Source organism: Bacillus sp. V3-13, from assembly GCF_002860165.1.
Lineage (GTDB): Bacteria > Bacillota > Bacilli > Bacillales > Cytobacillaceae > Bacillus_BJ.
The window spans coordinates 20,166-46,134 of the sequence record NZ_PGUZ01000030.1 but is presented as its reverse complement, the minus strand read 5'-3'; the positions used below and the strand labels follow the sequence as shown (position 1 = coordinate 46,134).

Below are 25,969 nucleotides of genomic sequence, written 5' to 3'. Positions count from 1 at the left end.
GGTTTATACCCCATTCTTTGCGAAAAAGATTGCAAAACTATCCCCCCTAATCTCTATATGTTTATTTTATCCAATGATAGTTAGATAAGTAAATATAAGAGGATAAAGAAAAAGCCCACCGCAAATGGCAGGCTAGTACGTTTAAAACTTTATGTTATTTAACGGGCTAAACCGCTCATGCTTATCTTTAACATTTGCGTTAGCCATCTGTATATAACGCCGTGTCATGCTAATATCGTTATGCCCTAATATCTTTTGCAAACTAAATGGATCACCGCCTGCCATAACGTACAATAACGCCCCTGTATGCCGTAGTTTATGCGGATGTATGTTACCTTTTAACCCTGCTTTCTTTCCGTAATCACGCAGGCTATGCCTAAATGTAGCTTCATTTAACTTCCGCCCATCATACGTAACAAATAGATACTCGCTATTAAAATCGGCTGTTTCCTGCATATACTCCGCTAATAACTTACAAGTACGGTAGCTTATCGGTACTGTACGCCCTTGCCGTGTTTTTACTGTTGTACCCTCTAAATAAATCGTACCGCCGTTTAAATCAACGTTATCCCTCTTAACCGCAAACAATTCGCCTACCCTTGTCATGGTATCAAGTAGCGTTATAATAATCACCTTATCACGGTACTGGGTAAACCAATCCTCGTCTATAACGGATAACAATGCCTTAACTTCTTGTGGCGTTAGTGCATCCACGTTATCTATCGGTGCTTTGACCGTTTTTACTTTGTTATGCAACGGCTCTAATATATACCCTTCTTCGTAGCAGTATTTTAAAAAGGCGTGTAGTGCGCGTACCCTTACGTTTACCGTATGTGGTGAGTAGCCCTTATCGTTTAGCATATAATCCTTATACGCAATAAATACTTCTGCGGTTATTTCGTTCTTATGCAAGTCACCGCCGATAAAATCTAACAGGTAGCCAAACGTTACTTCGTAATCGTGTAAAGTTCGGGGAGCTAACCCTTCTGCCCTTTTATACCGCATAAAGTTACGGTGCATTTCCTTTAATGTCAGCTTACCAACGGCATTAGTAACTGCGGTACGCTTTTCGCTCTGCTTTAACTTGCCTTCCCGTTTAAACTTGCGTATTCCTGCCATAATAAAAAGCCTCCTATAACGTAATAGATTTGCGTACATCACGTTAATAGCAGGCTATAAATGCGTTAAATACTATGTAGTTCACCAACGGTTTACCATTAACGGTTGCCAACGGTTTACCCTCAAAACGGGTAAAATACGTTATGGTATTACGTTTAAAATTACCGTCCTTAAAACAACGGTAAAACAGCGTAACCCTTGCCGTTAAAGGTTTTTTTGCGGGACTGCGTGGGAATCGAACCCACCTGACCTGGCACGCAGGTCACAAGCGGTTTTGAAGACCGTGGGGGACACCAGTACCCCATTCAGCCCCGTATATTGAGCATTCCAATTATACATGTTAATAATTAGTCTATCAAGCAGGAAAGAGGTTTGACCAGAAAACGGACAATTTTAATGTCCTTAAATTAAAATCTTTGGCTTTAAACCATGTATTATGTTTTTAAAAAATCAGGAGAACAAATCGTCTAAATGATTGTTCTCCCTAATCAATTAAAAACTGTCTTCATCTAACCCGAATCCTCTCCCCCGCCCGAATCAAGTCCGGATCCTTAATATTATTCAACCGCACCAACTCTCCCACCGATGTACCAAACCTCACAGCAAGTTCACTCAGTGTATCCCCGGCTTTTACCGTATACATCATTGGTTCGAAAGTCGTAACTGATCCATCCTTTTTCTGCGGCAAGTTGAAAGCGCGGGCAAGTCCATTCACATGTCCCCGGGCGATTCTTTCAATAAATGAAGCTTGCTTTAGGCTGGCCGCATCTGCCTGGTTGTCGATAAAGCCGTTCTCTGTCAGCAGCGCAGGCATTGCCGTTTCTCGAAGCATATGAAAGTTGGCTTGTTTTTTGCCGCGGTCACGGAAGCCCGTAATTTTTACTGCTTCTTCATGAACGATATTTTGATAGCTGGTTGTCGGTGCTCCTGTTCCAGAATAGATATAATCTTCATATCCTGTTCCACCGCCGGAATTCACATGAATCGAAAGCAGATAATTGGCTCCCCAGCCGTTCGCCAAAGCTGTTCGTTCTGCAAGGCTCACGGTTTGGTTGCTGGTCCGGCTCATTTTGATCTCTGTATTTTCGTATTCAGCCATAAGAATATCCCTGACTTTTAAAGCAATTTGTAAATTAATCTGTTTCTCCTCGATGCCGTTACCGATTGCACCAGAATCCCTTCCCCCATGCCCCGGGTCAATAAAAAATTTAACCATGTCTATCATCCCTTCTTTACTTTTTATATATGAATAAGTTTTAAATATGGGTTGTTTTAATGGCTTTCAAACATAATAAGAGATTTTGAAACCACCGACATAGCTAAGAGAGAAGCATTCTTTCCATGACTTCCCGTACTATCAAAGTGCTGGTCATTGATCACGGGAAATTTTCGGCTTGTCGATCTGACTTTGAAAACATTATAATAGGATGGAAAGCGTGAGCGGGCAACTGCTTAAACTGGATTTGCAGGTGAGGATTATGCTTGAAGGCTGGTTTTTATGGTTTATTCTATTTTGGATTTTTATTTTGATAGGTTCTTTTGCCATTGGCGGATTTTTTATGTTTCGCAAATTCCTGAAGAGGCTCCCGAAGGAAGATGGCAAATCGGATATGGATTGGGAAGAGCATTATGTGAATAAAACGAGGCAGCTCTGGAATGACAGCCAGAAGGAGCTCCTTGATGATTTGGTAAGCCCGGTCCCGGAATTATTCAGGGATGTGGCCAGGCACAAAATCGCTGGAAAGATCGGCGAGCTCGCGCTTAAGGACCATGCCGAACAAATTACCGAAGATCTTGTCATTCGCGGCTATATTTTAGCGACGCCGAAACGTGACCATAAATTTTTAAGAAAAAAGCTGGCAGAAAAACAAATTGATATTACACCATATAAACATCTTTTCGAATAATAAAAGGGGCTGTCCCAAAAGTGGTATTTCAGCCGAAGCCTTAAAAAAATAAAACCCAAGAATGCTGTTAAATCAACATTTTTGGGTTTTTAATTTGAGTGCATTTTACTTAATATGGACGTTTTAGGCAGCCCCTTTTTATTGAAAGCGGACCGGTCTTGGCGGCCCATGGATTTCACTGTACAGCTTTCTGTAGCTTAAGTACATCGCCACTCGCCACGGCACGATCATGCCAAATGCAAGAATCCAAAACATTCCGCTTAGTTCACCATAATCGATCGACGCGCTCAGCACCGTTTTTCCGATGATCCGGATGATCAGCAAGCCAATTAAAATGAACACAAATGCTTTTGAACGCTGTAAATAAATTTTATTTTTCCGAATTTCAAAACGGGAGGTTTTGATTAAAAGGATGGAAAACAGCATACCGACGGTTGATGCTTCTATTATTTCCAGAGGGGTCACCCGAAAAACAGGAAATAAAAACATCAAGGCGCCAGTACTCATAAAAATCGGCGGCAGAATAATTTTTCTCGCTGTGACCGGTTTGCTTGCAGCCTTTATCCGGATGAACATGACAAGAATCGCCATGCCAATCGCTCCAATCGAAGAAGCAATGACCATGTTCATAAACTTCATCCTCACATAAATTTCATTGTTGTCTGAATCATTATAACTTAAAAAGAGCTTGGCTAAAAGGCATTTTCCGGGAGGTTGTCCGCGGATATTTTCATCGAATTGCGGATAAAATCAATTTCCCCGGGCGCTAACGACTCTGCCGCGGCCATTTTGCACTTTAAAAAAAAGCTGGCGCAAATGGAAGAACGGTTCCGATGCTGCCAGCCTTTAAGATTCATTTATAACTATCAACTTAACACTCTATTAACAGCGTCCATCACACGTGCTTCATCAAATGGTTTGAGAATAAAGTCTTTGGCGCCCGCCTCGATCGCTTCGACGATGATTTTCTGCTGACCCATCGATGAACACATAATGACCTTTGCCTCAGGAAATTCATTTTTGATAACCCTTACAGCTTCCAGTCCGCTCATTTCGGGCATTGTTATATCCATTGTGACTAAATCAGGTTGGAATGCACGATACAAACTGACCGCTTCTTTACCGTTTCCACACTCTCCGACGATTTCATGGTCTGCTTTTTTTAAAATATGGGACAATGTTACTCTCATGAATTTTGCATCATCTACAATTAATATTTTTGCCAACGCGGCTTCCTCCTTGATACTCACAACGGATGAAAAGTCTATTGAATGGTTCGGTAAAATTATTAAAAATACATTAGTCCGTTACAAATGAACACTGCTTCAAATATATCGAAACCTGTCCTAATTTTCAATTGAAAGAATCCGACAAATTTCGAACTTTGTTACCGTTATTTCACGTGGGCATGTTTCATCAAAAACCGGTAAAACCGCCAAACAAGCCGGAGAAAATCGCAATAATTTTCGTCATCCCGTCAAAATACAGAACAACACCCATAACGATCATAATATATCCGCCGATTTTCATGATCTTAACACTGTTTCGCTTAATCCATTGCATCCTCCCGACGAAAAATGATAAAACGAAAAATGGAATGGCAAAGCCAAGGATATACGCAATCATATAAATCATGGACGAGGAAGGATTCGTTGATGACAGTGAAAAGACAGCGCCTAAAATTGGACCTGTGCATGGGGTCCATCCGGCAGCAAATGCAACACCGATTAAAGCTGAACCCAAGTAACCGGGAGGCCGGTTTTTAAATTCAAATCTTCTTTCCTTCATAAGAAATTCAGGCTTGAGGACTCCTACAATAATCAAGCCAAATAATACGATTAGAATCGCACCAATTTGGCGGATTAAATCCTGATACTCTTTGAAAATAGTTCCGATTAGTGAGGCGCTAAACCCCAGTGCTATAAAAATACTGGAAAATCCGATTAAAAAGAACAATGTATGGAGCATGCTCCGCTTTGGAAGTTTCGCATTGTCACTCTTCAAGTCCCCAACGGACATTCCGGTTATATATGAGAGAAAGGCCGGGTACAGCGGCAGGCAGCAAGGTGAGATGAAACTTAAAAACCCTGCACCAAGGGCCAGAAAAATATTTACGTCGGTCATAATCACAACTCCGTTTCAATCGATTCGTATTCATTCTAACAAAAATTTTCTTTTAATGGTAATGGACAAGATGTGAACAATTTTTGAAAATACCTTATCTTTTTCACTATATCTGTAACATTCATAACGAAAACAGCAGTAAAAAATGAAAGGTTTTTGACAGTAAGGGTCTCTTTTTTATCGAGGTAAAAATTGTTAACTAAATAACTTGAAATATCCTGGTTTTTCTTTTGAATTAATCATCTTAATCCGCTATACTGTTAAAAGGTTTAAACATTTATTGCTATTATCTTTCATCTTTATACATAATCTCTCAGGTAACTCTTCCATTTTCCATGAAAGGAGTATCAGCCGTGTCGAAACAAAATTTGCTTTCCCTAATTGAACAAAAGCGTGCTGAACTCATTCAAATCGCTGGCAAAACAGGATTAAATTCGACAGCAGCAATTCGCCACAGCCAAGAGCTCGACCATCTTCTTAATGAATATAACCGTTCCTTTATAAAGAAAATGCGGACCTATTAAGTTTTAGAACCATCCCCTGCATTAACAATGGAAATTCTTCCGCCAATCCGCAAGCACTCTAGCTATTCCCAAAAATAAAACTAAAAAAAGAGCAGGAATTTTTATTGTACCTGCTCCCTTTTTTAGGTGGTTTCTAGCCGACCACATCCTCAAGCCGCTCAGCTGAACCATTTTGCAATAAATACATTTTGTGGTAAAGGCCGCGCTTGGCAAGGAGTTCTTGATGGGTGCCCTGTTCCACAACTTCACCTTGATGCAGGACGAGAATCAATTCAGCATCCTGGATTGTTGAAAGCCTGTGCGCGATCGCAATCGTTGTCCGGCCTTTTCGCATTTTTGAAAGGGCAGTTTGAATCGCTTCTTCTGTTTCTGTATCAATGTTGGCGGTCGCCTCGTCAAGAACGAGAATTTTCGGATTGGCGGCAATCGTTCTGGCAAATGCAAGCAGCTGCCGTTGACCGCTTGAGAACGTTGCTCCCCTTTCGACGACTTTATGGTCATACTTGTCTTCCAGCTTTTCAATAAATGTATGGGCCTGAACGAACCGGGCCGCTTCTTCTACTTCTTCTTCTGTCAGGTCAGTATTGTGCAATCGAATATTATCCTTTATCGTTCCATAAAACATAAAAGGATCCTGCAAGACGAGCCCCATTTTATCACGCAGCTCTTCGATCGAAAACGACTTGATCGATTTGCCGTCAATCAGGATTTCTCCCCGTTCAAATTCATAAAACCTCATCAGCAGATTAATGACCGAGCTTTTCCCGCTTCCCGTATGGCCAACAAGAGCGACGGTTTCACCCGGGTTGGCAGTAAAGGAAATATTTTTTAAGACATCCCTTTTGCCATCATACGAAAAGCTGACATTTTTGAACTCAATTTTCCCGTCGGATACTTTATGATTCTTAACAACTGCTTGTGCCGGAGCCACTTCGTGTTCATCAAGCAGCTTAAAAACCCGCGATCCGGCGACAATCGCCTGCTGGTATAAAGACAAGCGCATCATCATCTGGTTAACAGGCTCAAAGAACCGGTCCAGGTAATTGATAAACGCGTAGAGAACGCCGATTTCTATCGTATTGTTTAACGAAGTAACGCCAAAATAGCTCAATACAATGATCAGGGCAAAGACATAGACCAAATCGATCGCAGGCCGGAGCAATAAGCCGTCGACCTTGATGTTGCGCATCCCGGCCAAATAATGTTTCTCATTAATCTCGCCAAATTCAGCACGCAACCTTTTTTCCTGGCGAAACATTTGAATAATCGCCATGCCCTGCAGTGATTCACTAAGCTTGGCATTCAGCTGGCTGAGCCTTTCGCGCATATCCTGGTAAAACAGGGAGCTGTATTTCCGGTACGACTTCATGATCATTAAAATGATCGGCAGAATCAATAAACAAAAGGCTGCTAATCGGACGTTCAAAATAAACATCGCTACAAAGATTCCAGCGAGCAGAAAAAAGCCTTGAATAAAGGTTACAAGAACCGTTACAAACATCTCTTTAATCGCTTCCGTATCGTTGGTCACGCGCGAAACAATACTTCCGGCCGGCGTTTTATCGAAATACTTCAATCCAAGCTCCTGCACCTTTGAAAAAACATCAATCCGGAGCTGCTGGATAATTTTCAAAGCAATTTTTTGAAACGTTAACAACTGGAAATAAGAAACGAGAACATTGGCAACCTGGATGCCGATATAGGCCGAAGCAAGGCCAACGAGGGCACTTCTCACCAAATTGCCGGGCGTTAAATAATCATCAATAAAGATTTTCACTAAAATCGGGCCCAATATATCCCCAACCGTTGTTAAAATAAGCAATCCGAAGGCGAGGGTGATCGTTTTTATATGCGGTTTCGTATATGACAGGAGGCGAAACAGCACTTGCCTCTGCTCTTTGCCGCTTAGGGTGGTTATTTTCTCCATTGGTTATCCTCCATGCTCGACAAGTTCTTCCAGCTGCTGGCGCAAATACATTTCCTTGTACCAGCCCTCCTGCTGCATTAATTCTTCATGGGTGCCTCTCTGGATGATTTTGCCCTGATCCAGAACAATGATCAGGTTGGCATGGTGAATCGCACTGAGCCGGTGCGCAGTAATGATTGTTGTTTTCCCATGCCTGTTTTCTTTTAACGAGGATAAAATCGCTTCCTCTGTCTTTGCATCAACGGCTGACAGGGAGTCGTCGAGAATCAGCACTTCCGGATCCATCAACAATGCCCTGGCGATCGAAATCCGCTGTTTCTGCCCGCCTGATAAAGAAACACCGCGCTCACCGACGACTGTTTCATACCCATCAGTAAATTGAAGAATGTCTTCATGAATATGAGCCATTTTCGCGGCATGATAAATCTCTTCTCGCGGCGCATTCGGATTCGTAAATGCAATGTTTTCGGCAACCGTTGCAGAAAATAGAAAATGGTCCTGCGGGACGTAGCCAATTGCTTCGCGTAATTTTTCAATCTTAAAATAGCTTAATGGCTCGCCGCCAAACTTGATATGTCCATCATAGCCTTCAAACTCTCTTGTTAACAGCTTTAAAAGGGTTGTTTTTCCGGCGCCGGTTTTTCCGACAATGCCAAGCGTTTCTCCCCTGTTCAGATTGAAATGGACGTCTGAAAGCGTTGATTTTGATTCGCCTGGGTACTGGAATGAATCAATCGCATAAGTGATATTTCCAGTCGGCAGTCGATCAACGGCATGCTCATCATCAACGATATCGACCGTTTCGCGTAAAAGTGCTGAAATACGGTCATAAGATGCCCGGCCGCGCTCAACAATATTAAACAGCCAGCCAAAGGCAAGCATCGGCCAAATGAGCAGACCGAGATAAGTCGTAAAAGAAATCAGCTGTCCGATCGTCAGTTCTCCATTCAGCACATATCTTGCCCCGAAGGCAATCGACAGGAAAAAGGAAATTCCAACGATAATGCTGATCGTTGGATCGAATAAAGAATCAATTTTCGCCACAGCAATATTTTTTTGCACCACATCTTCAGACTGTTTACGGAAATCCTCTATATCTTCTTTTTCCTGCCCGAACGTTTTAATGACTTTAATCCCGGATATGCTTTCCTGGGTTTTATCATTTAATGAAGAAAAAGCTTCCTGGGCTCTGTGAAATTCCTTGTGTAAAAGGGTTCCGTACCAGCTGGTCAGCATCGCCATTAAAGGCATTGGAATCAGCGCGATCAGTGTAAGCTTCCAGCTGATTGTCGCCGCCATCGCAATAATCACAAAGCCGCCAGTTGCAAGCGAGTCGACAAGCGTCAGCACGCCTGCTCCCGCTGTCTGTTGCACAGCCTGCAGGTCGTTTGTCGCATGCGCCATCAAATCCCCGGTTCTGTGCCGCTGGTAAAACGATTGCGACATATTTGTAAAATGATGATACAGACGGTTCCTCAATAAGCGCGAAAGCTTAACCGCGGATCCAAAAATCATAATCCTCCAGTAGTAACGCAGAGAGTACATCATTAGCGCGACAACAATCAGGATGCCGATCCACTGGAGAAGAATCCGGCCTGATAATGTGCCGTTTTCGATATGATCAACAACGATTCCAATTACCTTTGGCGGCACCAGCTGAAGAAACGCAACAAATAGTAATAGTATAATTCCGGAAATATATGATTTTTTCTCTTCCTTAAAAAACCACATTAAATCATGAAAAACTTTCATGGTGCATCCCCCAGAGCTCGAGTCAAATTATAGGAAACAAAACAAATGTAAAAATAGTTTATCAAATATTCACAAAATAAGGAAGGTTAATGCATGCACCAGCGCATAGTTGACGCAGCTTGGTCTGTTTTATTCGTTTCGGGGCCATAAGAAAAGCACTCTCCCCGAGTGCTTGTCCTTCATTATTTTGTTTGTTTATTCATCGCAGCCATCATTTGGTTGATTTTCTTTTGCGATGGCTTCATGCCCATTTGCATCATCATCATTTTTAACATTTGCTCATTGATTGGCGGATTTTTCTTTAAATAGCTCATCATATATTTGCGAGCAATGAAAAATCCTAGCGCTACACCAGCTAACAGTGCCAGTATACCAACTAGAATAAGATCCCACATAGCTTAAACTTCCTCCTTCGTGTTGTCTACCATACAGTGTACTAGACCACACGTTATTATACAATATTTGCGCCGTTTTTTCCTTGTTTTATACAAAATTTCTTTCTTTAATCGGTTTCAGCCATCCGTACCGGTTTTGCGATGTATCAACCGCTAAAAAAGAGCGTTCACATTTGCGAAGTACCTCGAAAAAAATCGTTTCCGAATCATAGCTGCCGTATGACTCCACTGTCACTAGGCAGTCATAGACGTCAAGCTTGGCAAAGCTTGCATTTCCGCTTTTCTCAATTAAATACGAATTTTGCTCAATACGGAATCCCCGGTTCTTGATGAGCTGTTGATGGATAAGCTGATGAAGCTTCAATGCAGGAATCTTTTTCGTAATATAGTCGATTTGCATACGCAGTATTGAGCGCAGCTGGCCATGCGATTGTTCATAATCCTTAAAAAGCTGGTAAAACATTCTTTCTCTTCCGTAATAGTGGCAGGCAAATTCATCTTCAATTAAATAAAGGCGATAATTCCGCATCGCTGCCCTCCTCAAGGACAAACTTTTTCTTTCATTATAATGAATAAAAAAGGGGTTGTTTGTCTGAAGATGTTATAAAATAATGATTTTTTTGTCGAATTCGGAAATTTTTATTAATTTACACTATATCTTATCAAATTGTCAGCGGTTTATATAAATAAATCTTCCAAATGGATTCCCTGGATTCAAAGATCTTAACCAGTTCAAGCTTATTTTCCTCAGCATTATCAATCGGCACAGCAGAGAGAATATAGCGCCCTCCCATTTCTGTAAACGGCGTTACATTCAGCTCCAGGTTTTTCAGCCGTTTCTTCGAATTTTTTTTAAACATATAATGCTTTCCCAGTTCATCGGTAAAAATGTAGCAGCGGCCTCCCCACTCATCGAAGTATGTACGAATGCTCTTATTTTTCTCCAGTTCTTTTTCAATGATTTGCCGGAATTTATGCTTATAAGAAAGCGGATAAAAATTGTTGTAAGTATCCAGAGTATAAAACCCATTATACTGAGCGATCGCAGGGTGAAGGCCAATGGACGCAACCCGGTAATCTTCCTGCGGCATGCCTATATAATTTTTAATTTCCTTAAATTGCTCCACTGCGAAAAATTCTTTAACTGTAGGCTCACCATGAAAAATAATTTCCTCATTGAATATTGTGAGAAGTACTATTTGAGCCATCACAGATGCAACTGCCGCTTTTCTCCATTTTGACCCATGAAAATACATAATTTTCAAGCCTAGAGCAAACAACAGATAGATGACGAGCGGCCTTAAGAAATGATAACGGGCAAAATTAAATGTATCCATAAAGTGAAAACGTTCGGTCAGCGGCACCCAACCCCGATAAAACCAAAACGCATACCATGCAGACAGGAAAAAATTCAGGCAGAATAAAAATACAAAACCCCTTTCCTGCCTCCAAAGTTTTTTCTTAACAACAAAGTAAAACGCAATCAACATCACAGGAAGGATCACAAATGTGTGAACGGTCATTACATGATGATGTCCCAGGATAAAGTTTTTGAAAGTGAGGCGGATTGCCCTCCATAACGACAGCCTTGCATGAAAATACTCATCCCGGCTGTTCGGCACCTTGTCGAATAAAAAGGAATAGACCAGCCTGTATTCAATAACGAGGTAAACAACTGTCATATAAACAATCGAGAAAAGAAATTTCAAATTCCATCCTTTCCCTCTTATCACATCTGACAGCCAGAAAATTCCCATCGCGCTCAAGAAGAAGAAGAACCCCAATACGATGCTTGAGTAAAATGGAATCAGGGTCAGAACAAGATAGTTTCTCCATAAGCTTTCCCCGCTTCGTATATTCAAGAACGCCCAGAGAGCGAGAGGCATTCCAAGCGTACTCAACATTCCCGATGGCCAAAAGGGAGGCAGCGCGAACGTTAAAGCAACCCCAACACGAATCCAGGCCAGCTCAGGCTTTTGGATAAAATGTTTTTTTAAAAGCAAGTACATTCCGATAAAAGCAATAAAACGTGTAATCGCCTGGCTAAGCCCATAAGCCATCATAGTGGGAAAAAACGAGTACAGCCATACGATCGCGCTCAATTCTGTACCAAAAGCATTTCGAGACAAATTTCCGTTTATAATCTGTGGGATGATTGCGTTAACCGAACCAAAAATCTCTCCACTTCGTGCCAGTACCTTGTACCAGGCCAAATTCGAATCGAGATTGTCATGAACACGAATGTGCGCATTTTCACCAAGAATAAATAAAGGAGAGAGAAACAGCGCGATAAAAATGAGAGCAACAACCATTAGTTTCCGTTCATTGGTAAGCAAGTTCGAAAGCAATTTTTCCACCTCAAAAATTTATGCTGTTATTTCCTTCTGTACTGGAACTATAATTCATATAATTTTCAAAATACTTGCCGTTCATCATGGCTGTATTATTTTCGTTTTTCATTGTGTTGCATGATTTACCCGAATCAATGGCGATTCTTCCAGAGACTGATTATGCACTCCATATTTATTTAATAAGCTTTCCTTTGAAATAAATAAATACAATGGATAAGGCCTTTTACCAGCGTTAGGTGCTTTTGACTTTGAAAGGAGATAAATTGGGTAGAGTGCCAATTGTTTCATCCATTTATATGTGCGACTCGAAATTGGATGAGGCTCAAATCCTAATCGTTCAATCCCTTTGTTAAGCATTGTGATGCCAATGATACCTTTAATTTCTCTGTTATATTTATGCTGATGAATATATAGCGCAATATAAGGCAGCGACTCTTTTACTTTTTTATACAGGATTACAGCCTTTTTAACATCATTATCAATATTTTGAAGTTCTTTTAATAAACGGACGTTATGTAAATGTATCTTTAGCAGCACATCATTTTTCTTTATCTTTGTTCCATCCGCCAAAACGACTTCACGTCCTTTATAGCGTGTCAGCCTTACCCGAAATATGGCAGTTTTTTCTTCCGTTTGGTCAAGATAATTTAAGCGAGAAAAGAAAAAGTACACCGGATCGATTATACTCCATACCAATAGCAAGTACTGTCTCAGTCTCATTGTCATTCTCCTTGCAAATATGTTTACATTGTTCATTAACAACTGATTTTATTTTGACTAAGTCTCTGAGTAAATATAGGTGGAAATTGTAGGTTGTGGTACATGTCTTATTACTGCAGGGAGAAGGTAGCATATTTGTCACCGATGAATTGAATCGGCCCTATCGTCTGGTTTTGAGCGTATTTTAAATTGACATGAGAAAGAGTATTTCCTGAGCGTTATGTTCTGGGTGAAAGCAATCAGGTTCAGGCAGAAATGCAAAAAAGCAGGATATCCAAATTCCTGCTTAATGCTTTGAGTATATGTCTGAACCCGTATAACAACAACGTGCCACTTCGTTTGTTTCTTGTCTATTACATGCTTTTATCCAAATAACGTATATTGGCATATCCTTTTTTACGGCGGTAGAATATGATCATTATGGCCACAAAGATTAACACGACAGAAATGACTTGTGCCATCCGTAATTCATCTGTAAGCATTAAACTGTCCGTTCTCATTCCCTCGATAAAGAAACGGCCGAATGAGTAGTAGATGATATATGTTATAAACAATTCACCACGTCTTAAATTTGTCCTGCGCAGGGACATCAACACAATAAAACCGGCAAAATTCCAAAGAGACTCGTATAAAAACGTCGGATGAAAATAAGTCCCTTCAATATACATTTGATTAATGATAAAATCGGGCAAATACAAACTTTCGAGAAATTCCCGCGAGACCGGTCCACCATGAGCTTCTTGATTGATAAAATTTCCCCAGCGTCCGATTGCTTGACCAAGAATTATACTTGGTGCCAAAATATCGGCAAGTTTCCAGAAGGAAATATCCCGTAGCTTCGCAAACACGAATATCGTCAATACGGCACCGATTAGTACACCGTGCATGGCCAATCCGCCTTCCCGGATAGCGATGATTTTGCCGGGATTTTCGATGTAATAATCCCAATTAAATATCACGTAGTAAATGCGGGCAACGATGATCGAAATTGGAACCGCAACAAGGACGAGGTCAACTAAGGTTTCTTTTGGTAAGCCTCGTCGTTCGCTCTCACGCATGGCGATCCACAGGCCGAGAAGGACACCGGCAATGATAATAACACCGTACCAGTAAACTTGGATAAAACCGAGATCGATTGCAACCCTGTCAATCGATTCAACCGTTACTTCCATATGCTCACCCTTTTTTACAATTTTGTTTATTCCAAATTGTTTTTGTAGTTGAAATTAGAATTAAACGACATTCATGGCTTGTCTGGCATTTAACATCCCGGTTGATACCGAATCATACACATCTGTTTCACAAAAGTCATTCATTCATGCCTACCCGATCGGACACAGATGATATAATATTTGCCGGATCATTTGTTTGGCATCCCTAAACTTTTTATCCCATCGGTACTTGGGGAATGACTTTTCCTTCAATACGTTCAAAAATGTCACTTAAGTCACGCCCTGTAATGGTTAAACCATGATTTCTAAGACCAATGATCGTCCTTGAAGGATCATCGGCATTTCGTACCAGGTCGGCTACAGTTTCTGCCAGTTGTATCGTACCACAAGGATAATTCATGTCAGTGGCTTTTACCCCATCCATCCATGCATGAATATGAACAATAGCCCCCACTTTTGGATGTTCTTTATAAATCATCCAATGTTCAATCGCATCAACTGATGCTCTTTTTGGAGAAATAGAAGGTGGAACACTTATTTCCATCGCATTTTTCTTCGGATTAAATCCTTTAATATATAAAATATCTTGTCCTATTACGCGCATATTCGCTTTATTGACACCACTTGCGCTCATCCAAAATCCCTTGTCATCGTGACGGCTGCTAAGATTACCATAGCTTAGACCGCCAATCCCATATAATTTTTTCAACTGACGCATATCACGATATGATAAATATTTTTCAAGTGGAAATGGTGCAGGTAATAAATTCATTTCATCTAATTTTTTTCCTGATTTGTACATTGTTTGTGTGACTTCGTTGCCATTCCATAAATTTTCATCCAGATCCTCTGCAAACTCATTGTCGATGACTAATTGAGCTGATGCCACCGGTTCCAATCTTTCATAAATCTTTTTGAAAAAGTCTTCCGCGTTATTTTGGTAACTTAATTTGTAAAATCCTTGTTCAGGAGTAATAAAATAAACATCCATTTTTTCCTTAGTGTTTATGATAAACATTAAATGGTTGGCTAATGACCTGATTAGATATGGATAAGCAGCTTCAAAGATATTCTCAGGTTCTTCATTTGTCTCAAGTATTGAGATAACAAAAGTCGCCTGTGCTTTTCGACGAAATGGACGGGGTTTTTCTTGATCGATGACATTAAACACGATCCTAATATCATCGACTGTTTCTTTACAATATGTATATCCTTCGTTCGAAAATTTTTCTCTTAATCCTTCCATATACCATGTCAGGAAAGGAGTTTTTTGGGCACCTGTTATCGCAAAGTTATTCATATGTCTTCCTCCTAATTTCTATCAAGATACTCATCTTACGGTTCAAAAACTACTTTCATGGCTGCACTACTTTTCTTATTTGAAGCAGTACTGAGCGCATTGTGGTACTCTTCTAATGGAAATCTATGAGTAACCATTGGTGATAGATCCAGTTTTCCAGCATGCATTAACTGAATGGCAATATCAAACGTCCGTTTTCTTTTTCCTTGAAATACTTCTGTGCTATAAGCGAAGCTTCCTTTGACATTTAACTCATTAAGCCACACTGTGGTCCAATCAATTCCGTCCATGATCCCGGCAAGACCTAACAGCACAATTTTTCCGCCATTTTTTGCAAACCGCAGTGCATCATTGATACTCTGTTTTTTCCCAACACATTCAAATACAATATCCGCACCTCCCTGTATCACTTCAGGACCAAAAAGCGGTTTTAATACTTGTCCTTTAATAGATTTTGTTAGGTCCCCAACGTAAGTTTGCTTTCGCAAGAAGATTATTTTGTTTGCCCCGTAATTGGATGCCAACCCGGCCTGAAAATCATGTTTCACCAAAGCAACAATGTTACACGGGATTTCCAGTGCCCGAATCGCAGCAATAACGCATAGCCCAATCACCCCTCCACCTATCACCAGGACGGTGTCGTTTTTACCAGGCCGGTTCCTTAAAATACTATGTAAAGCGCAGCTAAAAGGCTCTATCATCACTCCGTTTAAATCATCCACGGTTGCAGGGAGCTTAAAAACCTGACTCTTGTGGGCCACAATATATGAACCCCAGCCCCCACCTGTGTCATGACAGGTTCCTATTAACAGTCCCGGCGATAAATTTCCTTCCGTTTTATAGGCACACAAACTAAAATTTCCTTTAAGGCAAGCGGGACAAGGAGGGTCTATTCCTCGTGACACACACGACAAGATTGGATCTATTACCACTCGATCTCCCCTGTTCAAACCAGTAACTTGTGAACCCGCTTCCGCAATTGTTCCTACAATTTCATGCCCGATCGTAAAAGGAAACGAAACAAATGGCGACGTAGCAGGACTATCCCTTAAAGAAATCAGATTAAGATCACTGCCGCAAATACCGCCATATTTCACCTTTACTTTAACCCAGTTTTGATTGGGAAGCTCGGGCTCCGGTTGTTCAAGAAATTGTAAACAGGATAGCCGTGAATCCCAATAAACAGACGGAAATAACCTTCCCGTTATTTTACTGAAGATATAGCGGGGTGCTTTATAATCAAACTGCAAAGCTTTCAATGCGAATCACCTAGTTTCTTGAACGTTATAAAAATAATTTTTCCAGATCGGTACCTTGTTATTCATGCTCTTGATAAATATGGAAACAACTTCTGTGTATTTTGGCCGAAAAAAAAGAAAAATAAGTATTGGTCAAAGAAGTTTTCTTTTCGTCGGAGGATTGGACAATGAATACAAGAAACAAACAGGCTTTAATGGTTTATAACTCTTTTTCCGGGAAAAAGACCACTCACAAAGCCTTTCCTTTACTAATACAAAGACTTACGGAAATGGGTTATCGAATCACGATTCAGCCGCCATCGGGGTTCGAAGATATGGTTACAGCTATTAAAAATGCATGCCAAAACAGATGGGATGCGGTCTTTATTGCCGGAGGAGACGGCACAGTAAACCGAACAATCCAATTTATAGCGGAAGAAGAATATAGACCAACTGTAGGGGTATTCCCATTTGGAACGAGCAATGAGCTTGCAAAATATTTAGGAATGTCATGCCCGATGGAAGCTCTCTCAATTATCGAGGGAGGAAATACTAAACAAATTGACATCGGAAAATTTGGAAACCGCTACTTTGCCAACATTGCAGCAGCGGGATGGTTGTCGGATATAACCTATCGAACACCTCCTGCTTTCAAATCGTATTTTGGTGAATGGGCCTATTGCTATTATTTTCTTAAAACGTTTTTTTTGACAAAACAGCCGGATGCAATATCCGTTGATGTTTCCTCGGATCAAGTGATTTCGGATATCTGTTTATTTTTAATTATGAATGGAAACTCAGTCGGTCCATTTGAACATCTAATTAAAAATTCAACTGATCATGATGGTTATTTTCATTTGATTACATGTAAAAAAACCAATCGGTTCCAACTGCTTGTTTCATTACTTGCCAAAATGCTTAACATTCCTGACAAATCATCACTCATCAATCATACAAAAATAAAATCTGGTTGCTTTACGATACCAGAGTCCATCGCCCTCAATCTTGATGGAGAAAAAGCTGATGTGAAAAGCCTGGATTTTACAGTATTGCCTCAGCACCTTCGTTTTTTTTGTTGTAAATAAAAACTGCCTATGTTAAAGAATGTATTTTCACAAGTAAACTTGGCTATAATTTTGTTAAAAATGGATAGCTGGGTGAGACTTTTGTTTTGTTTTATTGTTAATAAAGCTGCGGGTAATGGAAAAGCTCTTAAAGTTTGGTATCAAATAGAAAAAATGCTTAATGAAAAAAACGTGTTTTACTCTGTTCATTTTACTCAGAAGCCGACACACGCCACAGAATTAGTTCGGGAATTGGTTCACAATGAAAAAGTGAGTGTGATGGTGGCAGTTGGCGGGGATGGAACCATCCAGGAAGTAGTCAATGGATTAATTGGTACTAATATACCTTTAGGAATTATCCCAGCCGGTTCAGGAAATGATTTTTCAAGAGGATTGGGTATTCCGCTCAAACATGATAGAGCTTTAGAACGTATGTTAAGCGGGAAACCTAAAGTCATCGATATTGGAAATGTAAATTCCAGATTGTTTTGTACAGTTGCAGGAATAGGATTTGACGGGGAAGTAGCACGGTCGGCGAATGGATCTAAATATAAAAAATTCCTTAATCTCATCCGAATGGGGCGAATTTCATACATTATTAGTGCATTAAATGTGCTGTTTCGCTATAAACCACTGGATATCTCCTTAATGATTGATAATAAACTCCACAATATTCCTAAGGCATGGCTAATCGCGGTAGCCAATTCACCTTTTTACGCTGGAGGGCTTGTAATTTGCCCGGAGGCCGAAAACAATGATGGTTTTTTTGATATATGTATTGTTCAAGAGATGTCCAAGTGGGAATTTCTTTGTATATTTCCATTGGTTTTTAAAGGAAAACATACCTCCTCCCCATCGATAAAGATCATTAGAGGAAAGGAGTTGGAGATTTATTCCTCCTCTCCACTGTTGGTACACGGGGATGGGGAAGTAATTGGACAAACTCCTGTCCGAATTACAATGAAACCATGCGCATTACACGTCTTGTAGGGAATACGTATAAAGAAACCCTTGTTTCATTAAAGGCTGAAATAAGGGTTTTCTTCGCTAAAAGTTATTTATTTTTTTTCATTTTTTCCAACGCTTCGTCATAGTCAAATTCAACTAGTGCCACAAGCATTCGGTTTATTGTTTGAATAAACCCCTTAATAATCTCAATCATGTCTGTTTGAACCCCTTTCTTTGATTTGAAGTTTGTCTGTCCATATTATTGAAAATATGGAATCATTTTAAGTTGATCAAAAAAAGGATTTGCTATACAGGCTTCTTAAAATTTCTGTTTGATTCTTAACGGGTGTTAGAACGGATTATCTTCGTCTTGAGATTCTTTGATTTTATAAAACTAATGTAAATTCGAGGTGAGATATTTTGGAGCTTAAAATCATGACATATAACATTCACCATGGAAAAGGTATGGATAAGCAAATAGATCTGCACCGAATTGCCGAAGTAATTGAAAAAAGTGATGCAGACATCATTGGCCTGAACGAAGTTGATAAGCATTATTCTGAAAGAAGTGATTATCTGGACCAGAGTATGTGGCTTGCACAACAATTAAATATGTATCATGCTTTCAGCCCCTCGCTCACTTTGACGTCTAAACAAACAGCCACAAAGAGACAGTATGGAAATGCCCTTTTGTCCCGCTTTCCGATCGTATCAGAAAAGAGTTATTTATTTAATTTTATTCCCGGGTTAATTGAAGGAAGATCATTGCTCACCGCCACTGTTGAGCACAACAAAAAGTTATTTGATATTAATGTCACGCATTTAAGTCTTAATCCCTTTCTTCATCGCAAACAAACAAATTTTATTGTTAATCAATTACATAAAAATTCTCATCCTATGATTATTATGGGTGATTGGAATATGAAGCCAGGATCAAGAGGTTGGAGAAAAATGACCACTGAGTTCCAAGATGTATGGGAACATGCGGGCAATGAAACTGGATTTACTTATCCATCCCTTCGACCAAGATTAAGATTGGACTACCTTTTCGTCAGCCCTTCTTTTCAGGTTGTTGATGCAGAAGTGATAGCAAATATACCGCATGCATCCGACCATTTGCCATTAAAAGCAACGCTTTTATTCAGTCAATAGAATGAAGAGAATATTGCCGCAATAAACGAATTCTTTGGACGATGATATGAAAAAATGCTCAAATAATTTTATGTGCGACAATCCATAATAAAACAAGAAATTAATGTTTTATAGTGAGGAGATAAATGATGACATCACCCCTTTCTCAGAAAAAAAGAGTGATCCTGCTTTTGATTGACACATTAATGGGTTCGACTGTACAAGCTGCCGTAAAGAGTGGACAAGCTCCTGCTTTACAATTTTTTATTGAAAACGGCCGTTACTTTCCCGATGTTGTCAGTCCATTTCCAACTATGTCAGTCAATGTCGACAGCACATTATTAACTGGAGTGTACTGCAATAAACATAAAGTCCCAGGCTTAGTTTGGTATGATCAAAAAGAAAAAAGAATTATTAATTACGGAAGTCATGTAAGGGAGCTTTTAAAACTGGGACTGACGCAATCCATGGAAGATATCCTTTATAATTTGAATAATAAGCATTTAAGCAAGCAGCATAAAACGATCCATGAAATTTTAAAAGATAAAGGAATCAAGACGGCTTCAATCAACACGCTTATATATAGGGGAAGTCAACCTAACATATTGAAAGTACCCTTTTTATTATCTTTGTTAACAGGCATGAAAAAAGAGCAAATAACTTATTCTCCAGAGTTGTTTTCGTATGGAGCTTTACACCGGTTTAATCATTTAAAAAAGAACTCTTTCTTTTGGCAAAAATATGGATTTAATGATAATTTTTCAGCAAACCAATTGAAATATCTTATAAACGAGCATAAACTTCCGCCCTTCACGATTGCTTATTTTCCCAATTTAGATCAAAGCATACATAAAAATGGAAGAACAGAGATAAAGGGTGTCCAAAAGATTGATCAGAAATTGCAGGATATTTTAAATCAATATCAATCATGGAATGATGCTCTGACCGAGAACATTTGGATTATTCTTGGAGATAATGGTCAAGCATGGATCGATAAAAATCGTCATGAAGCTTTAATTGATTTAAGAAAGCTTTTAAGTTCATACAAAATAGTAAAGTTAAAAAAAGGAATTACGCCACAAGACCAAATTGTTCTTGGTGTCAACGAGAGGATGTCCTATATTTATTCTCTTAACACTGAAAAAGTACCTTTAAGTGATATAGCAAATATCCTGCAAAAAGATAACCGAATTGATGTCATTGCATTTAAAAAAGGAAACACGATAACTGTTACATCCGGAATTCATAATGGACACCTTCATTTTGAACCTGAGGGAGACTTTGTGGATCAATATGGACAATCCTGGTCTTTTGAAGGGAATAAAGAAATATTGGATCTCACCATTTCGAACAAAAAAATTGAATTTGGGGATTACCCCGATGCTTTTGCAAGGTTATATGCATCATTATTCTCACATGAAGGTGAATACATGATTGCAAGTGCGAAACCTGGCTATGAATTCATAGGTGAAGGTTCTCCTACTCATGTGGGTGGTGCAAGTCACGGAGGGTTACACAAACAAGATTCTGTTATTTCAATGATCATTGCAGGTACCGAGTCAACACCGAAGTACTTACGCACATTAGATATAAAGGATTGGCTTTTGTCGTTAATTCAATAAAGTGAACTTCGAGCAATCGGGTAATTCTAACAATCCACTGAACCTGTTATGTATTACCTTTATTTTAGTTAAACTTCAAACACTCTCAACCGAATATCCTATTTTCTTCAAGGTGATGATCAAGTATTTTTACTCTTCCTTAACCAGTTCATCCGTACTCTGTATTGAAAAGGATTAATTATCAAATACTGTGAATAGCCATTTGATAAAGGAGCGAAAGAAGTGAATAAACATAAGGGTACTTCGATTCATTTATCTCTATTATTCCTGGTTGCGGCAATTTTTATATGGTCAATGATTAAGCCGACAGGCGGTTATTTGACGTGGGCATTGGAGGTGGCACCTGCCGTTGTCGGTCTGATTATCGCAATTGCGACATACAATAAATTTCGTCTCACTACCCTCTCATATATCATTATCGCGATTTTGGCAATCATCATGTTTGTCGGCGGTCATTATACTTACTCAAGAGTCCCCCTATTTAATTGGTTAAAAGACGTTTACGATTTAAAACGCAATCACTACGACCGGTTTGGACATTTAATAAAGGGTTTGATTGTGATCGTCATAAGAGAAATATTATTACGAAAAACACCGTTAACAACAGGCGCCTGGTTATTTACCATTGTGACAAGTATTTCCCTTGCACTCGCTGCCTTTTACGAAATCATTGAATGGTTAGTTTCGATGATAACAAAGGGAGGAAAAGCATCTAAAGACTTTCTCGGTAATCAGGGCGACATCTGGGATTCACAATGGGATATGTCATTTGCCTTGATTGGTTCAATTCTTGCATTACTCCTCTTCTCAAAATTACATAACCGCCTCCTGAAAAAACACTTAATAAAAGAGTAAGTTTTTTTATTTAGAAATGCTTATGAATCACAACAACGGTTTTCCATTAGAAAACCAACAACCAAACTTTAGGCACCTGGTAGACCAAGATTTTAGAGATATAAAAAGAGCATCGAATATCATATCGATGCTCTTTTTATATATTGTGCATCCTCACCAATGGAGGCTGCACTTATAAATTAGTTTTGCAGCAGCGCTTTTACGCGTGCAACGACATTTTCAACTGTAAACCCATACTCTTCGATAATTCTGTCTCCAGGTGCTGAGGCTCCAAATTGGTCAATCGCCAATACATCGCCTTCATCTCCTGTGTAACGGTGGAATCCTAATGATGCAGCCATTTCAATGCCAAGGCGTTTCTTGACCTCTTTAGGGAGAACGCTTTGTTTGTATTCTTTGCTTTGGGCTTCAAAGCGGTCCCATGAAGGCATGCTGATAACAGACACGTCAATTCCTTCTGCAGCCAGCGCTTCTTGAGCTTTCACAGCCAGGGCTACTTCGGAACCTGAAGCTAACAGGAGTGCATCAGCCACTTCTTTTCGAGCAGGAGAGATGACATACGCACCTTTTGATACTCCCTGATAACCATGTTTAACGGAACCTTTTAACGTCGGCAAGTTTTGGCGCGTCAGGACAAGCGCGGTTGGCTTGTTTTTCGATTCTACAGCGAGCTTCCAGGCAGCCGCTGTTTCATTGGCGTCAGCCGGGCGGATCACAGATAAGTTCGGCATTGCCCGCAAGGAAGGCAGCTGTTCTACTGGCTCATGTGTCGGCCCGTCTTCCCCAACCGCAATACTGTCATGCGTGAATACATAGGTTACAGGCAATCCCATTAATGCTGCGAGGCGAATCGCCGGACGCAGGTAGTCCGAGAAAACAAAGAACGTTCCGCCAAACACTTTAAGCCCGCCGTGAAGAGCCATTCCGTTCAAAGCGGCTGCCATCGCAAATTCCCTGACACCAAACCAAATGTTGCGGCCTTCATATGAGTCAGGCGTGTAATCGCCTGTCCCTTTAATCATCGTCTTGTTCGAACCGGCAAGGTCAGCTGAGCCACCAATGAAGAAAGGAAGATTTTTCGCAATTGCATTCAATGCTTCTCCCGAAGATGCGCGGCTTGCCAGGCTTGTTCCATCTTCATAAACTGGCAGGTCTTTGTCCCAGCCCTCCGGAAGTTCCCCTTTTATGGCTAGTTCAAGCTGTTTGCCAAGCTCCGGAAACGCTTGTTTATATTGGGAAAACAACTCGTTCCATTCCTTCTCTTTTTTGCTGCCGTTATCCGCAATATGCTTTTTAAAATGGGCATAAACCTCTTCAGGCACATAGAAATCTTCTTCAAACGTCCATTTATAGGCTTCTTTCGTAAGCTTTAACTCTTCTGCACCAAGCGGAGCACCATGTACATCCGATTTTCCGGACTTGTTAGGCGATCCGAACCCGATAATCGTTTTAACTTCGATTAAAGTTGGATGGGCTGTGTCTTGCCTTGCTTCCTCAAGGGCTTTTGCAATTGAATCAAGATCATTTCCATCTTCCACCCGCAAATACTGCCAGCCGTAAGATTTGAATCTGTTTTCAACACTTTCAGAGAACGAGCGATCAAGTTCACCATCAAGCGAAATATCATTTGAATCATAAAGAACGATGAGACGGCCAAGCTTTAAATGCCCGGCAAGCGATGCGGCCTCTGCAGAAACACCTTCCATCAAATCTCCGTCACCGCATAAGCTATATGTATAATGATCAATTAATTCATAGTTTTCTTTGTTATAAACAGCCGCCAAATGACGCTCAGCCATGGCCAAACCAACTGCCATTGCAATGCCTTGTCCAAGCGGGCCTGTTGTTGCCTCTACCCCAACCGTATGGCCGTATTCAGGATGTCCCGGCGTTTTGCTGCCCCATTGGCGAAATTGTTTTAGATCTTCAATCGAAAGGTCATAACCTGCGAGGTGGAGCAAGCTGTACAAGAGCATCGAACCGTGTCCTGCTGACAGAACAAAACGGTCGCGATTAAACCAATCCGGATTCGCAGGATTTTGGTTCATGAACCTTGTCCATAATGTGTAAGCCATCGGTGCTGCGCCCATTGGCAAGCCCGGGTGCCCGGAATTTGCTTTTTCAATTGCATCAATTGAAAGAGTGCGAATAGAGTTTATTGATAACTCATCAATTTTATCAAACATGTGATACATCCTTTCCTTGTATGTTGATTCCTAACCTTAATATTATAGTGATTGAAATTTTTAAACAACCAATTGTTCATCCGTTTCTCAAAAAAAAAACAACTATTTCTTATTTTTGGACATAACTAATCCGAATATGTACCGAATAAGCTTACTTTCAATTATAACATTTCCACATCTTGCTTTCCTTCCACAGGGGAATTTGTATAATCAACAAAAAAAATAAAAACAAGGAATGCAATCGTTTTGCATCCCTAATATATGTCTTAATGAAGGCGATTTTTGTTTTGAAGCGCTTTTAGTTTGGCAGGTGTTACGTCGTTCCCCTCCGGATCCATAATCGTCACACCTTTTAGTGTGTTGAGCATTCCGGATCGAAAAGACTTTAAATACTCTTTGCGCAATTTTGTTTGCTCTCTTGCCTCAGCTTCTGTTAATCCTGATTGCTTCGCCTTGTTGGCCAGTGCATTAATTCGGGCAAGCTTGTCTTTAGACAGCATGGAAAAACTCCTTTACAAAAATTCTTTAAAGAGGAATGCCATTTATTCCGGCTTTTTATTGTAGACTAATGGTCATATTACTAAAAACAAGAGCTTTTGACAAGGCAAAAGCTTCTACGACTGTTTCGATTCATTATATTCCTGGTATCTTCTGTGGATGGTAGCTTTCGACACTTCATAACCGAATCCCCTTAGTGTAGCTGCAATTTCAGCGAAAGTCAGCCCGTTTTTCCGCAGACGGACGATTTCCTCGATCGGCACTTTGATCCGGTCTCTGCCTGAGTTTTCGCCAAGGTTTTTTAAATTCCTTTCAGGACGGTAGCCTTTGCTGACTGCGCGAGCCATGCCCCTTTTAATTTTAATATTGTGGAGCTTTCTTTGATACTCCTCTACCATTCCGACTATTTTCAATACCATCGAGTCTGACTCCGACAGTTGCAGTTCACCATTGTCGGAGATACTGTAAATTTTCACCCCTTCTTTTAAAATGCAGTGCAGGAGTGCTATTTTCGCATTTCCTCTCCCAAGCCTCGTTTCATCCTGAATAAGAACAGCATCAATATCTCGGTCCCTAATAATCGTGAGAAGATCAAGGATTCCTTCCCGATCGAGTTCGTACCCACTTGCCTGTTCTTTTATCGAAGCAGCTATTTGGTATCCGTATTTTTTTGCAAGATCGGTTAATTCTTCTTCCTGCCTGATTAAGGATGTTTCCTGCGATTCCTTCGTGGTGCTGACCCGGCTGTAAAGAATAGCATTCATTTTTTTAATTCTCCTTATTCACCGGCATAAACTTCAATATCATCCGCCGATGTTTCGCTGACAGGAATCATAATTTCATCTCCAGGAAAAATTTCATCCCCGTTGATCCCGTTAAGCGTTTCTACCAAACTGACAAATTCCTGTGGCGATAATGAGTGTTCATTGGAAAATTCGTTCGATATCGTCCATAAAGTGTCGCCTTCCACGACTTTAATTTTCATGTAGTTTTCGCCTTCGCCATCTCCGTTAATCAATAAAGCTGTGGCAAAGCTTAGCAAGATAAGCAGGATAGCAAAATAGTAATTGGACCATAGTTTTTTGATCGATTTCATTGAAAACACTCCTTCTCAGAATATACGTTCGTATTGTTAA

The 25,969-nt window shown here is 40.2% G+C and carries 25 protein-coding genes and 1 tRNA gene; 7 read left to right on the top strand and 19 right to left on the bottom strand.

Going from position 1 to position 25,969, the window contains the following annotated elements; translation table 11 throughout:
- Positions 1–141 precede the first annotated feature (141 nt).
- The 3 genes from CU633_RS12260 to CU633_RS12255 form a co-directional block, all read right to left on the bottom strand.
- Positions 142–1,119, bottom strand: coding sequence for a tyrosine-type recombinase/integrase (locus CU633_RS12260; RefSeq protein WP_257958693.1), 978 nt, complete (start codon positions 1,117–1,119; stop codon positions 142–144).
- A gap of 219 nt (positions 1,120–1,338) precedes the next feature.
- A tRNA-Sec gene (locus CU633_RS22860) sits at positions 1,339–1,432 on the bottom strand.
- 192 nt (positions 1,433–1,624) lie between these two features.
- On the bottom strand, positions 1,625–2,335 hold the full coding sequence (locus tag CU633_RS12255) for an N-acetylmuramoyl-L-alanine amidase (RefSeq protein ID WP_101660873.1): 711 nt from the start codon (positions 2,333–2,335) through the stop codon (positions 1,625–1,627).
- A gap of 262 nt (positions 2,336–2,597) precedes the next feature.
- Between CU633_RS12255 and CU633_RS12250 the strand changes: the two genes are divergently transcribed.
- Positions 2,598–3,026: a DUF2621 domain-containing protein gene (locus tag CU633_RS12250; RefSeq protein WP_101660887.1), complete on the top strand. Its 429-nt coding sequence runs from the start codon at positions 2,598–2,600 to the stop codon at positions 3,024–3,026.
- Between the two features lie 138 nt (positions 3,027–3,164).
- On the opposite strand, the gene CU633_RS12245 is transcribed toward CU633_RS12250, so the two are convergent.
- From CU633_RS12245 to CU633_RS12235, 3 genes are all read right to left on the bottom strand, one after another.
- The gene (locus tag CU633_RS12245) at positions 3,165–3,656 is read right to left on the bottom strand and encodes a CcdC family protein (RefSeq protein WP_101660872.1); all 492 of its coding nucleotides are present in this window, start codon (positions 3,654–3,656) and stop codon (positions 3,165–3,167) included.
- 236 nt (positions 3,657–3,892) lie between these two features.
- Entirely contained in the window at positions 3,893–4,252 is a 360-nt protein-coding gene (locus tag CU633_RS12240; protein ID WP_101660871.1) for a response regulator, read from the bottom strand.
- Between the two features lie 190 nt (positions 4,253–4,442).
- Positions 4,443–5,150: a cytochrome c biogenesis CcdA family protein gene (locus tag CU633_RS12235; RefSeq protein WP_101660870.1), complete on the bottom strand. Its 708-nt coding sequence runs from the start codon at positions 5,148–5,150 to the stop codon at positions 4,443–4,445.
- Positions 5,151–5,485: 335 nt separating this feature from the next.
- On the opposite strand from CU633_RS12235, the gene CU633_RS12230 reads away from it, so the two are divergent.
- On the top strand, positions 5,486–5,674 hold the full coding sequence (locus CU633_RS12230; RefSeq protein ID WP_374703368.1) for a Spo0E family sporulation regulatory protein-aspartic acid phosphatase: 189 nt from the start codon (positions 5,486–5,488) through the stop codon (positions 5,672–5,674).
- A 133-nt stretch (positions 5,675–5,807) separates the two neighbouring features.
- Here the strand turns inward: CU633_RS12230 and CU633_RS12225 are convergent, their stop codons facing one another.
- The 9 genes from CU633_RS12225 to CU633_RS12185 all read right to left on the bottom strand — a co-directional run bounded on the left by CU633_RS12225 (position 5,808) and on the right by CU633_RS12185 (position 16,550).
- Positions 5,808–7,601 (bottom strand): ABC transporter ATP-binding protein, encoded by a 1,794-nt coding sequence (locus tag CU633_RS12225; protein ID WP_101660868.1) that lies wholly within the window; start codon positions 7,599–7,601, stop codon positions 5,808–5,810.
- A gap of 3 nt (positions 7,602–7,604) precedes the next feature.
- Positions 7,605–9,353, bottom strand: a complete 1,749-nt coding sequence (locus CU633_RS12220) for an ABC transporter transmembrane domain-containing protein (protein WP_101660867.1) — start codon at positions 9,351–9,353, stop codon at positions 7,605–7,607.
- A gap of 182 nt (positions 9,354–9,535) precedes the next feature.
- On the bottom strand, positions 9,536–9,748 hold the full coding sequence (locus tag CU633_RS12215; RefSeq protein ID WP_101660866.1) for a YneF family protein: 213 nt from the start codon (positions 9,746–9,748) through the stop codon (positions 9,536–9,538).
- Between the two features lie 88 nt (positions 9,749–9,836).
- Positions 9,837–10,277, bottom strand: a complete 441-nt coding sequence (gene sirA / locus CU633_RS12210) for a sporulation inhibitor of replication protein SirA (protein ID WP_101660865.1) — start codon at positions 10,275–10,277, stop codon at positions 9,837–9,839.
- 133 nt (positions 10,278–10,410) lie between these two features.
- Positions 10,411–12,096 (bottom strand): DUF6044 family protein, encoded by a 1,686-nt coding sequence (locus CU633_RS12205; RefSeq protein WP_257958689.1) that lies wholly within the window; start codon positions 12,094–12,096, stop codon positions 10,411–10,413.
- Between the two features lie 108 nt (positions 12,097–12,204).
- Entirely contained in the window at positions 12,205–12,813 is a 609-nt protein-coding gene (locus CU633_RS12200; RefSeq protein ID WP_257958695.1) for a YkoP family protein, read from the bottom strand.
- Between the two features lie 359 nt (positions 12,814–13,172).
- Entirely contained in the window at positions 13,173–13,991 is an 819-nt protein-coding gene (gene lgt, locus CU633_RS12195) for a prolipoprotein diacylglyceryl transferase (RefSeq protein WP_101660863.1), read from the bottom strand.
- Positions 13,992–14,205: 214 nt separating this feature from the next.
- A complete protein-coding gene (locus CU633_RS12190; protein ID WP_101660862.1) occupies positions 14,206–15,291 on the bottom strand; it encodes a class II aldolase/adducin family protein in 1,086 nt (361 codons plus the stop codon).
- 35 nt (positions 15,292–15,326) lie between these two features.
- The gene (locus CU633_RS12185; RefSeq protein ID WP_101660861.1) at positions 15,327–16,550 is read right to left on the bottom strand and encodes a zinc-dependent alcohol dehydrogenase; all 1,224 of its coding nucleotides are present in this window, start codon (positions 16,548–16,550) and stop codon (positions 15,327–15,329) included.
- Between the two features lie 167 nt (positions 16,551–16,717).
- Between CU633_RS12185 and CU633_RS12180 the strand changes: the two genes are divergently transcribed.
- From CU633_RS12180 to CU633_RS12160, 5 genes are all read left to right on the top strand, one after another.
- Positions 16,718–17,614, top strand: coding sequence for a YegS/Rv2252/BmrU family lipid kinase (locus CU633_RS12180; protein ID WP_101660860.1), 897 nt, complete (start codon positions 16,718–16,720; stop codon positions 17,612–17,614).
- Between the two features lie 9 nt (positions 17,615–17,623).
- Positions 17,624–18,583: a diacylglycerol/lipid kinase family protein gene (locus CU633_RS12175; protein WP_308314751.1), complete on the top strand. Its 960-nt coding sequence runs from the start codon at positions 17,624–17,626 to the stop codon at positions 18,581–18,583.
- Between the two features lie 393 nt (positions 18,584–18,976).
- On the top strand, positions 18,977–19,693 hold the full coding sequence (locus CU633_RS12170; protein ID WP_101660885.1) for an endonuclease/exonuclease/phosphatase family protein: 717 nt from the start codon (positions 18,977–18,979) through the stop codon (positions 19,691–19,693).
- 128 nt (positions 19,694–19,821) lie between these two features.
- Positions 19,822–21,294, top strand: a complete 1,473-nt coding sequence (locus CU633_RS12165; protein WP_101660858.1) for an alkaline phosphatase family protein — start codon at positions 19,822–19,824, stop codon at positions 21,292–21,294.
- A 222-nt stretch (positions 21,295–21,516) separates the two neighbouring features.
- Entirely contained in the window at positions 21,517–22,149 is a 633-nt protein-coding gene (locus CU633_RS12160) for a DUF2238 domain-containing protein (protein ID WP_257958687.1), read from the top strand.
- A 179-nt stretch (positions 22,150–22,328) separates the two neighbouring features.
- On the opposite strand, the gene tkt is transcribed toward CU633_RS12160, so the two are convergent.
- The 4 genes from tkt to yneA form a co-directional block, all read right to left on the bottom strand.
- A complete protein-coding gene (gene tkt / locus CU633_RS12155; RefSeq protein ID WP_101660857.1) occupies positions 22,329–24,335 on the bottom strand; it encodes a transketolase in 2,007 nt (668 codons plus the stop codon).
- Between the two features lie 266 nt (positions 24,336–24,601).
- A complete protein-coding gene (locus CU633_RS12150) occupies positions 24,602–24,835 on the bottom strand; it encodes a DUF896 domain-containing protein (protein ID WP_101660856.1) in 234 nt (77 codons plus the stop codon).
- Between the two features lie 114 nt (positions 24,836–24,949).
- On the bottom strand, positions 24,950–25,597 hold the full coding sequence (locus tag CU633_RS12145; RefSeq protein WP_101660855.1) for a YneB family resolvase-like protein: 648 nt from the start codon (positions 25,595–25,597) through the stop codon (positions 24,950–24,952).
- A 14-nt stretch (positions 25,598–25,611) separates the two neighbouring features.
- A complete protein-coding gene (gene yneA / locus CU633_RS12140) occupies positions 25,612–25,929 on the bottom strand; it encodes a cell division suppressor protein YneA (RefSeq protein ID WP_257958684.1) in 318 nt (105 codons plus the stop codon).
- Positions 25,930–25,969: the final 40 nt, after the last annotated feature.